Source organism: Vibrio sp. HS-50-1, assembly GCF_024747315.1.
In the GTDB taxonomy this organism is placed as follows: domain Bacteria; phylum Pseudomonadota; class Gammaproteobacteria; order Enterobacterales; family Vibrionaceae; genus Vibrio; species Vibrio diabolicus.
In genome coordinates this window covers 293,445-302,830 of the sequence record NZ_JAMPZF010000001.1, presented here as the reverse complement: position 1 = coordinate 302,830, position 9,386 = coordinate 293,445, and the positions used below count along the sequence as shown (strand labels likewise).

Annotated in this window: 12 protein-coding genes; 5 read left to right on the top strand and 7 right to left on the bottom strand. The window is 40.9% G+C overall.

Annotated elements, in window-relative coordinates; translation table 11 throughout:
• Positions 1–30: 30 nt before the first annotated feature.
• On the bottom strand, positions 31–534 hold the full coding sequence (locus NDJ01_RS01425; protein WP_170891181.1) for a VC2046/SO_2500 family protein: 504 nt from the start codon (positions 532–534) through the stop codon (positions 31–33).
• A gap of 155 nt (positions 535–689) precedes the next feature.
• On the bottom strand, positions 690–1,274 hold the full coding sequence (sodB, locus tag NDJ01_RS01420; protein WP_005396533.1) for a superoxide dismutase [Fe]: 585 nt from the start codon (positions 1,272–1,274) through the stop codon (positions 690–692).
• 284 nt (positions 1,275–1,558) lie between these two features.
• Here sodB and NDJ01_RS01415 point away from each other — a divergent pair, with 284 nt between their 5' ends.
• Both NDJ01_RS01415 and NDJ01_RS01410 read left to right on the top strand, forming a co-directional pair.
• Complete coding sequence (locus tag NDJ01_RS01415; RefSeq protein ID WP_017635833.1) at positions 1,559–1,894, top strand: Grx4 family monothiol glutaredoxin; 336 nt, start codon at positions 1,559–1,561, stop codon at positions 1,892–1,894.
• Between the two features lie 494 nt (positions 1,895–2,388).
• A complete protein-coding gene (locus NDJ01_RS01410; RefSeq protein ID WP_170891184.1) occupies positions 2,389–2,754 on the top strand; it encodes a Rap1a/Tai family immunity protein in 366 nt (121 codons plus the stop codon).
• Between the two features lie 28 nt (positions 2,755–2,782).
• Here NDJ01_RS01410 and NDJ01_RS01405 read toward each other — a convergent pair whose 3' ends face one another.
• Complete coding sequence (locus NDJ01_RS01405) at positions 2,783–3,805, bottom strand: tyrosine-type recombinase/integrase (protein ID WP_258586121.1); 1,023 nt, start codon at positions 3,803–3,805, stop codon at positions 2,783–2,785.
• A gap of 224 nt (positions 3,806–4,029) precedes the next feature.
• On the opposite strand from NDJ01_RS01405, the gene NDJ01_RS01400 reads away from it, so the two are divergent.
• Positions 4,030–5,307: an SAM-dependent methyltransferase gene (locus tag NDJ01_RS01400; RefSeq protein WP_258586120.1), complete on the top strand. Its 1,278-nt coding sequence runs from the start codon at positions 4,030–4,032 to the stop codon at positions 5,305–5,307.
• Between the two features lie 47 nt (positions 5,308–5,354).
• On the opposite strand, the gene NDJ01_RS01395 is transcribed toward NDJ01_RS01400, so the two are convergent.
• The 4 genes from NDJ01_RS01395 to NDJ01_RS01380 all read right to left on the bottom strand — a co-directional run bounded on the left by NDJ01_RS01395 (position 5,355) and on the right by NDJ01_RS01380 (position 8,374).
• Entirely contained in the window at positions 5,355–6,008 is a 654-nt protein-coding gene (locus NDJ01_RS01395) for an MAE_28990/MAE_18760 family HEPN-like nuclease (protein WP_258586119.1), read from the bottom strand.
• A complete protein-coding gene (locus NDJ01_RS01390; RefSeq protein ID WP_258586118.1) occupies positions 6,005–7,123 on the bottom strand; it encodes a DUF262 domain-containing protein in 1,119 nt (372 codons plus the stop codon). The genes NDJ01_RS01395 and NDJ01_RS01390 overlap by 4 nt, the downstream gene beginning before the upstream one ends.
• Positions 7,124–7,200: 77 nt before the next feature.
• Entirely contained in the window at positions 7,201–7,704 is a 504-nt protein-coding gene (locus NDJ01_RS01385; RefSeq protein ID WP_258586117.1) for a PH domain-containing protein, read from the bottom strand.
• 25 nt (positions 7,705–7,729) lie between these two features.
• Positions 7,730–8,374, bottom strand: coding sequence for a phage repressor protein CI (locus NDJ01_RS01380; protein WP_258586116.1), 645 nt, complete (start codon positions 8,372–8,374; stop codon positions 7,730–7,732).
• A 148-nt stretch (positions 8,375–8,522) separates the two neighbouring features.
• Between NDJ01_RS01380 and NDJ01_RS01375 the strand changes: the two genes are divergently transcribed.
• Positions 8,523–8,735 carry a hypothetical protein gene (locus NDJ01_RS01375; protein WP_017821157.1) on the top strand — a complete coding sequence of 71 codons (213 nt, stop codon included), beginning with the start codon at positions 8,523–8,525 and terminating at the stop codon, positions 8,733–8,735.
• 110 nt (positions 8,736–8,845) lie between these two features.
• Positions 8,846–9,385, top strand: coding sequence for a phage regulatory CII family protein (locus tag NDJ01_RS01370; RefSeq protein ID WP_225495479.1), 540 nt, complete (start codon positions 8,846–8,848; stop codon positions 9,383–9,385).
• Position 9,386 lies beyond the last annotated feature (1 nt).

Below are 9,386 nucleotides of genomic sequence, written 5' to 3'. Positions count from 1 at the left end.
TACTGCAAGCTGTTGGTTGAACAATGATCTCTATACTTGCAGTTGAATTTGATACTGACGTTGAGCCGTCACTAGTTGACTGTATAGCCCTGCATCTGGGATGAGGTTTTTGTTGCGCTCGCCCAATTTGCGTCGCTCATGACCGGATAGGTTGTGATAAACGTCTTCAGGAAGGTTAAACGTATCTTCCGGCAAGTAGGTCAGGGCGTCTGGTTTCAAGTAGTGACTCAGTTTCGCTGAGGGTAGACCTGCACCGTGGAATTGTTTTGCTTGCTGTGCTGCTAGCTCATAGCTGCTGCTATCAGAACGAAGAGCTTGAGGCGTTGACAATTCAAGTTGTTGACGGAGTATATCTTCGCTAGTGGCTACTTCTTTGATTTCCTCTACAGGTACAACGTCGCGTACATCGCTAGAAAACATCGACAAAATCAGTGCAAAATCGGCACGACGTCCTTCGTGGACAGCATGGTTGATACCATTGCCGAACTGAAGCTCGTTAATAATTGCCGCTTTGTCTAAAGTATGAATTTGCATGATGTTCCTCGCTCGATGCCATTTTAACGGCGTGTCTGAGAAGAACTTTAGGAAAAAGAAGAGATTAAATTGGAGTTTTTAAGCGAAAAATAAAAAGCTCGCTGGTTCAGCGAGCTTTTAAAATAAGACTAAATTGAACTTAGGGGGAAGTAAAATTACTTCGCTAGGTTCTCAGCTACGAAGTCCCAGTTTACAAGTGCCCAGAAGCCGTTCATGTAATCAGGACGTACGTTGCGGTAATCGATGTAGTATGCGTGTTCCCACAGGTCAACAGTTAGAAGTGGTGTTGTACCTTCTTCTGTTAGAGGAGTAGCAGCGTTAGAAGTGTTAACGATCTCTAGAGAGCCGTCAGCTTTCTTAACAAGCCAAGTCCATGAAGAACCGAAGTTGTTGATTGCTGAATCAGTAAACTTCGCTTTGAATTCTTCGAAAGAACCGAATGCTGCGTTGATTGCGTCAGCAACTGCGCCAGTTGGTTCGCCGCCCGCGTTTGGAGCAAGACAGTGCCAGTAGAACGTGTGGTTCCAGATTTGCGCTGCGTTGTTGAATACGCCACCAGTAGAAGTCTTGATGATCTCTTCTAGAGTTTTGCCTTCGAACTCAGTGCCAGGGATAAGACCATTTAGCTTAACAACGTAAGTGTTGTGGTGCTTACCGTGGTGGTAGTCTAGAGTCTCTGCTGAGATGTGTGGTTCTAGTGCGTCTTTCGCGTAAGGAAGAGCTGGTAGTTCAAATGCCATTACTCGATTCTCCATTGATTTGAAAGGATGACCTTTCGATTGCTTCCAGTGTTTTTTATAGCTATGTAGCCTTTAAGGCTGACTTGCTAAGTATTTTAGCAAGTTTTTACTTTATTAAAACCCCGATATGAAAATATTTTAAGGGGTTAGCGGCTGTGAAGTGCTGAATTGTTCGCCATCAAGCAACCTGAATTTAAGCCTTATTAATTATATGGTTTTTATTCTGTCGTTATTGAGTAGAATGTGGCAAATAAACAAAGTTCAAACCCATGAATGAGGAAGCGATGGAAACTATCGACAAAATCAAACAGCAGATCTCTGAAAACTCAATCCTGCTGTACATGAAAGGATCACCGAAACTGCCAAGCTGTGGTTTCTCTTCTCAAGCGTCACAGGCTCTAATGGCATGTGGTGAGAAGTTCGCTTACGTAGACATTCTGCAAAACCCAGATATCCGTGCTGAGCTACCAAAGTACGCACAATGGCCAACATTCCCTCAACTATGGGTTGAAGGCGAGCTTATCGGCGGTTGCGATATCATTCTAGAAATGTTCCAAAAAGGTGAACTTCAGCCTCTAATCAAAGAAGCTGCAGCGCGCGCTGAAGATCAAGCTGAGTAATTCGTAAATACTCACATTTAGCGATAGAATACGAAGGAGCCGTACTGGCTCCTTTTTCTTTTTAGGTTAGTGGAATGAACATAAAGCTTTATTATGTGCCGCTAATTTGCCTAACCTTCCTAATCGTTGCTATCCCTTGCTATATATAGAGTATTAGTAACTCATCAATCCGACTGTGACCTATGAATAACGACAAAAGCTGACCTTTGCCGCCATTTTGTCGCCATACATTTATTCGAGTGCTTTACTGCAATCTAAGAGGGCGAGCTCTCTGAAGCCTGTGCTAAAAGAATGATGAAGTACTTCATTAACTGTTTGTGGATACGACTCATATTACTAGTTTCGGTGTTTACCCATTGTTAATGTAAATCTATGGATACAGTTTGGTTTTTTTACAAGATACCTGATCATGTTGAGCAAGGTTTTATATACTGAACACATCTATCGATATATGTTGACAATGTTACTGAGTTACTCAGTTTAGCGGAGGAGTAATGAAAAGAATTAACCCCTACATGTTAAGCATTGCGATGCTATTAACATTCTCATTTCCTTCTTATGCCGATGGTAATGACTTGTTAGATAATTGCTTAGCAGCGGAGAAGTTTATGGACACACAAGAAATGAACAATCCATTTGGTATAGGTGTCTGTTTCGGGATGGTACAAGGCGTCAGGAACACTATGAGTATTCTTGGGAAGAATAAAGTAGTAGAAGCATGTCTTCCCAAGAATGGTATTACTAACGGACAAGCAACGCGAATCGTAGTGTCATATTTAAAGAGAAATCCCGCGATATTGCATTATGACGAGGTGCTCTTGACCATGGCCGCTTTTGGCGAAGCATATCCTTGCAAATAGAACGCTACAAGCCTTTTTGTTCTCAGCACTAGATGTCTAGCGCTGTAAGTGGATTAAACCTCACCGCATCACTTAAATGGTTTGGTGAAAAGTGGGCGTAAATCATCGTGTGATCGATATGCTGATGGCCGAGGATTTCCTTCAGTACGAGAATGTTGCCTCCATTGGTCATGAAGTGACTTGCGAAAGTATGGCGTAAAACGTGAGTCGCTTGTCCTTCTGGTAAGTGGGGCAGGGCTTTAGTTAACCATTTGTATGCTACGCCATAACCGCAAGTGAAAAGGCGATCATTGGTTGGCTTATAGATTTGGTTATACAACTCTTCAGAAATCGGTACCGTTCTGTTTCGTTTGCCTTTGGTATTGTTGTAAGTAATGCGGTATTTCGTCAGGTTAGAACCCTTCAGATAAATTGCTTCCCTGATACGCGCACCAGTCGCCAGGCAAACCTTATATATCTTCGTTAGCTCATCACCAATCGGACTTTGTTGAGCAACTTCAAACAAGTGTCGAATTTCCTGTTCGGTCAGGAACGCAAGTTCGGACTCTGGCTTTTTGATTGCCTCAATACCATCAACCGGATTAGGCAGTTTCCACTCTCCAAGCTTTATCAACTTATTGAACAACGCTTTGAGCAACCCAAAGTCCACATTATTCGAAGCAATGGAAAGCTCTTTGTGTTGCTGGCCACGACCTTTGTTAGAACGGCTAGAACGGTAAGTCGCGAGTTGCTTGGAATTTAGGTGTGAAGCGATAGGATTGCCCAAGTCTAAAACCATACTTTCTAAACGCAGGCGAGTATGAACACCGGACTTGAGATTCTTACCATGCAACTTAAACCATAGTTCGACTAAATCAGATAATCGACGGTGATCAGGTTTAGAACCTAACCACGGCTTGTCATCCACTTCTTTCATCAAGTGGAGTTCAAAAGCAGTGGCTTCGCCTTTGGTAGCGAAGCGTTTACGAACGCGTTTCCCCGTTCTGCCTTGAGGATAGCACTCGCAAAGCCATGGCTTTTTACTGCCGTCTTTAAGGTTTCTGATGGTCATATGAACTAACTGATTATATATACAGGGTAATGTTAGCGCGAATGAAAGATTATATCTATCCTATCAATGCTAGTTTGAACACTCTAACCCTATGTTTTTTCTGCAGAAAAACAAACAATAGAATATAAAATAATCCATTTATATCAGCATGTTAGAGTTGATAATTATTAGGTTAAGGTGTTTCTATATGGTATATTTAAGAAAATAATTTCTGCAGTTCTAAAATGAATCAACTTAATTCTCATAACTTGTCCCTTCGTGATTATCTCGAGCTAGATGATAGCGCGAGGGATTCCGATGCTTTACGGGAAATGGTGGACTTAGACTTAATCGACACTGTTTTGAGAAAGTGCTTAACCATAGAAGACATGCGAGAGGCTGGAAGCTTTTTCACAGGGTCAACCTTAGCTAAAAAAGCTTTAGATAGCTTTACTATTCCAGTTAACAGTGAAGCTGTTGTTTTAGATCCAACATGTGGCGCAGGAAACTTACTTATCGTATGTTCAAGAGAGCTTGAAGTGAAGGCTACCTTATCTGCAACGCTCGAAATTTGGGGGCAGGTGCTTTGGGGGTTTGATATTCATGAGTCCTTTATTGAAACTACTAAATTAAGATTAATAGTAGAAGCTCTGTATCGAGGAGCACGCAAAGATTGCTGTATAGAAGATGCCTTTGATTTACTAAATCATATTCTTTGCAAAGATGCGATGTTAGTAGAAGCCAATGAACTTGAGCCAGTTACGCATGTGATAATGAATCCTCCATTTTCTGACTGGCCGTCACCAAGAGACAATTATTGGAAAAACGGAAAAGTTAACGCCGCTGGAGTTATTTTTGACAAGTATTTACGCATTCTACCTACAGGTTGCCTTGTTAGTGCTATCTTGCCAGATGTACTTCGCTCTGGCTCTAGATATGGAGGTTTTAGAGATTTTTTGAATAGTAAGCTTGTTGCTTCTTGTGAAGTTTGGGGACGTTTTAACACTAAGACGGATGTTGATGTTTTTCTGTTAATTGGTTACGTTTCTGACTTATGCACAAGTGAAATTCAGTGGTACGAAGAGCTAAATGAATATCTTAAGCTTTCTGATAAATATGATGTTCGCATAGGTCCTCTAGTTGCATATCGTGATCCCGAAGAAGGATGTGAATATCCTTATTTTCACCCCAAAAATAGTCCGACTTGGGGAAGAGTGGAGAGCAAAGATGTTAGAGAAAGAAGAAGGTTCAAAGGTACCGTCTGTAAGCCTCCATTTGTTGTAATTAAGCGTACGTCGAGTCCGTCTGATAGGTATAGAGCAGCAGCTACGGTCATAAATACGAAAGAGTTGACCGCAGTAGAAAATCATATGATTGTAGTAAGTCCAAAAAGTGGGAGATTGGCGGATTGTATTTCTTTGCTAAAGGTTCTTAAATCGTCAAAAACCAATGATTTTTTAAACAACAGAACTCGAATGAGGCATCTGACGGTAGGTGTCATAAAAGATATACCTTTGGATTAAACCGCATAAATTAGTTTTATGCGGTTTAATTAGCTTGGAGCAATCTGTTAGCTTGCTTTTTTAAGATAGAGTTTATTCTCTGCCGCGTTTCTGACTAAATTTTGAAAAGTTTCTATCATAGTTAAAAGTTCTGTTTCCAGTTCACTGTGCGCGTCTTCTAACTCCAAATCATTTAGTCTCTCTCCATGTGCGATAGCATTACGACACTTTAACAATTTTGAATTTATAAAGTGCTCTTTTAGTTCATAAATAGAAGTATCTAACCCTAGTTGACCAAGGATATTAAAGACTACTTCATATTTAAGGTTTGATTCAGTATCAATAACAACACTTTCGTCTACATCAAATTTTTCGTCTCGTTCTTGAGTAAGGTAGTTAAAAACCTCCTGTTGGGAGGAAAAGCGCTTTATGGAGAAGCCTTGTTTGAACTTTTCACTTAAGCTCATCTGAACAAAATTATCAGTCATTTGTTTGTAGCTAGGTGCGACATGCTTAAGATAAAGAAGATAAACTTGAGCACAAAACTTAATATGTCCCTCCCAATGTGCATAAAGCATTGCAACAGAGGCACGCATTAAGATTGTTTTCTCATGCTTGCGACTAGCTCCGACCATTAACTTTAGCGTGGTAAATTCCTTTCTCCGCCACGCTAAGTCCTTGTCTAGTAGGTCTTCAAGCTCCCCTAAAGACCTAACTTTCATGCAAATAACTCCTTACCCAAGTCGGCCATAATAGTCATTCTCTCAATTGGTCGAGAGCGCTTATCTAGCACTGCAATAAATTTTTCATGATTAGTTAAAGCTTTTGATTGAGTTCTAATTAGCTCAATTATATCGTTATTTGACTTTTGGCTGTTTTCTACAAGGTAAGAAACTCCAACGGTAAGAGCCTCAAATACTGGTAGTGAGATGGCGCCTTCATGTCGATTTTTCTGATGGTTGTATTTTTTAAATGCGCAATCTTCTAACGCTTGATTCAGTAATTTGAATGTGCGAGTAAACGTCGCTTTCTCCTTATCAAGGTCTAACTTGGAATCAGTTTTGAGTAAGCGAGTCATTTCGGCGTTTAGATAAGGCGCTACATCAGAATGTTCTTTCTTGATATTTTCATCAGAATGGCGCTGTACTATAAAGCGAAGAGCTAGCTCTTGGTTGTAGCATTCCTCATTTTGTTTTTCTGACAATGGAGTAGTGTTGATGAAGTTTTTATCACTAGCTAGATCTTTCAACCAGGTGTAGCTATCTTCATTCAACATTAATAACATACAGTTACGAACTTCCTGATCTGATAGTTTTGAACCGCCAGTATTTAAACGTTGAAAAAGTTCAAACTTTGTATCGCCTTCACTTTCTCTTTTGATTATTTTTATGTCTAGCTTTTCGCGTTTAAACACTCGTTTGATATCAAGGTCGATTTCGGAGTTTGGCTCATGTGGGTTTTCCCATACTTTTCCTTCTAGTGCAGGTAAGTATTTGGTTGCAAGTAGTTTTAGAGGCTTAACTATCTCACCTTCTTGGTTTTTTAGTTTCCCCATAAATGAAAGAATAGTTGAAATACGTTGAAGGCCATCTACAACGTCCCAAACACCATCTCTTCTTTGAGCGACAAAAATAGATGGTAGAGGAATCCCTAATATAATTGATTCAATTAGTTTGCTTTTTTGTTCTTCAGACCAACGGTAAACACGTTGAAATTCGGGATGTATGTCTAATTCGCCATCTTCATACAAGTTAACCAACTCCCCAATAGACATAGGGTAAGAGTCGGTATGGACCTGCATTCGAGCAGCATCTATTTGAGTTTGTAATTCAGACATAGTAGCCTCTAATCGTTAAAATTATTTGTGTTAGTAAGTATAATTGGTTGATCTCAAACGAAACCATTTTCATGAATTTATATTTCTGATAATAATTTAGCTTTTTGCTGTTGAAATTCTTCTTCGGTAAGGACGCCAGCGTCTTTAAGTTCACCTAGTTTTTTTAGTTTATCAATAGCTGATTCTGCATTGCCTGAAGAAGTGCTTGGTTGGCTAGATGTGCTTGAACGACCGTCTTCGATTGCATCAACAAGAGCTTGGACAATTTCCTTTTCTTGCAAGCATTTAAATGTAAGGTCATCATGACTTGTATGAAGGCTAATCGTATAGTGGCCAAGAATAGATTTACGCTCGATAGAGGTAATACTTTTCAGCGGGATATTTTCTAGAACTTCGCCAAAAAATCCTTTTCGATAGAAATACACTTTCTCATTAGTGATGAGCAAGGCACCATTGTGTTGGGTTTTGTCACCAGAGCCCATCATTTCACCGATATAGCCTTCGCCAGTAGCGATAATCGTTTCACTCGGTTTTAGGTGTTTTTCTCGAAAAGCCTTCACGTGTTTACATTCTTTAGCCATTCTATTTCTCCTAGCCAAATAACAATCAGTCTTTTTTTGAAGTAACGGCCACTCTGCCCATTACTTTTATATCACTGTCGGATACTTCCATTGTTGTTTCGCCAAAAGCAATCGCAAGCTTCTTACCAGGCAGGCGTTGAATTTGGTTTATTGATAAGTTTCCGTCGATGTCGATTAGATACTTACCCGATACTGCGTTGCGAGTGTCTTTATCTACTATATAAATCGCTTCGTTCGTTTCAACTTCCATAAGTGAATAACCACTTAGTCCGTAGCCATTGATACGACGGATAGAGTAAGGCACTTCGCCAGTATCAAGTAGTTCCCCGTTTGTGAGGCAAAAACTTTCAAGGATGATTGTTCCTCTCTGCTCGCCTGCATACTGAGAGGGTAAGTGGCTACTCAAGTATGGAGCTTTAGCGTCGTTTGATTCTTCTTCGTCGATTCCTAATGCCAGCTTCTTAATTGGGATACCTTTGGCCAAATGAAGTCTAACTATAAGTTCATGCGAAGTTCTGTCATGAGTATTCCAAGCGCTAAAAGTAGCTTTAGGTACGTCAAATAATTCTGCCATCTCCAAAAGTGTTTTACAGCCAGTCACTTCTTTTAGAGTTTCCGTAAATGCCTCGCCTTTCAAATAATCGAATGGTGGAATCTTTTCCATTTTCATAGTTCGTATACGCTTTTGTGGATTTGATCTGCTTTTGTGTATTGACTAAATGTAAAAGTGGATCAAAAATGTATTTGTGTTTCGGAAGTCACGCCGACCAAAGCAAGAGACAGCCGATGAAGATAGACATAAATACAAGGATATCACCATGTTAACGTACAAGATACCTCCACTGAGTCCATATGTGACTTACGAAGAATACTCCCGCCTTACTGGTTTGCCTATGGGCACCATCAAGCAATACGTGACTGAAGGTCGCGTGATCATCAAGCCAAAAGACAAACGCCGCGATAAGCCGCTGATTAACATGGTTGCTATGCACGAAATGGCGGCACGTGAAGCCATTGCTGCGCTTGGGTAAGTAATGGGCTTTTTTTCTCTTATTCCAACTAAAACGCACTGCCCAATGTGGCTAAATGTGTTCGCGTTGGTTGTCATTCTCGTACCGCCTTTCATGTAAGAGTGTGGATCATGGACGCAAATATCGCTATGTGCGGATTCCGCGAACGCAAACAGCAATCTTTTAACGCTGCATGCTGCGACTTCGCCATCAATCACAATATGGAAAAGCTGGCTCCACGCATTGGCCTGACTGGGAGAATGCTGCGTAACAAGCTAAATCCAGAACAGCCTCACAAACTGGACCCTGTGGATTTGGCATTGCTGAGTAAAGAATCCGGCGATTACACCATTGTGAATACACTCTTTGCTGACTTAGGTGTGGTGACGGTTCAGTTACCTCAAGACGGGGAAGATAAGAACCTTTTAGAGCGCACGTTACTTAACAACCAATATTCAGGTGAGCTGTCTAGCGATGCAATGCACATGTGCAGCGCAGACCGTTTACCCCGCAGTCAAAAGCGCAAAACCATTGCCAAGGTTCAAGCGGCCATCGGCAACTTAGTTTTGCTCGTCAACGATTTAGAAAACCGCACCACCGGCTTTCAGCCACTCATGCAAATGGGCACAGATTTTCTCGCCAATGGTGCGCCACTTCCGGGTTTAGCCTAAG

What these genes read in the sequence shown, in the direction of transcription:
- NDJ01_RS01375 (WP_017821157.1), top strand. Translation starts at nt 8,523, where the DNA reads ATGTTAACGTACAAGATACCTCCACTGAGTCCATATGTGACTTACGAA.
- NDJ01_RS01390 (WP_258586118.1), bottom strand. Translation starts at nt 7,123, where the DNA reads ATGTCTGAATTACAAACTCAAATAGATGCTGCTCGAATGCAGGTCCAT.
- NDJ01_RS01400 (WP_258586120.1), top strand. Translation starts at nt 4,030, where the DNA reads ATGAATCAACTTAATTCTCATAACTTGTCCCTTCGTGATTATCTCGAG.
- NDJ01_RS01410 (WP_170891184.1), top strand. Translation starts at nt 2,389, where the DNA reads ATGAAAAGAATTAACCCCTACATGTTAAGCATTGCGATGCTATTAACA.
- NDJ01_RS01385 (WP_258586117.1), bottom strand. Translation starts at nt 7,704, where the DNA reads ATGGCTAAAGAATGTAAACACGTGAAGGCTTTTCGAGAAAAACACCTA.
- NDJ01_RS01405 (WP_258586121.1), bottom strand. Translation starts at nt 3,805, where the DNA reads ATGACCATCAGAAACCTTAAAGACGGCAGTAAAAAGCCATGGCTTTGC.
- NDJ01_RS01380 (WP_258586116.1), bottom strand. Translation starts at nt 8,374, where the DNA reads ATGAAAATGGAAAAGATTCCACCATTCGATTATTTGAAAGGCGAGGCA.
- NDJ01_RS01425 (WP_170891181.1), bottom strand. Translation starts at nt 534, where the DNA reads ATGCAAATTCATACTTTAGACAAAGCGGCAATTATTAACGAGCTTCAG.
- NDJ01_RS01370 (WP_225495479.1), top strand. Translation starts at nt 8,846, where the DNA reads ATGGACGCAAATATCGCTATGTGCGGATTCCGCGAACGCAAACAGCAA.
- sodB (WP_005396533.1), bottom strand. Translation starts at nt 1,274, where the DNA reads ATGGCATTTGAACTACCAGCTCTTCCTTACGCGAAAGACGCACTAGAA.
- NDJ01_RS01415 (WP_017635833.1), top strand. Translation starts at nt 1,559, where the DNA reads ATGGAAACTATCGACAAAATCAAACAGCAGATCTCTGAAAACTCAATC.
- NDJ01_RS01395 (WP_258586119.1), bottom strand. Translation starts at nt 6,008, where the DNA reads ATGAAAGTTAGGTCTTTAGGGGAGCTTGAAGACCTACTAGACAAGGAC.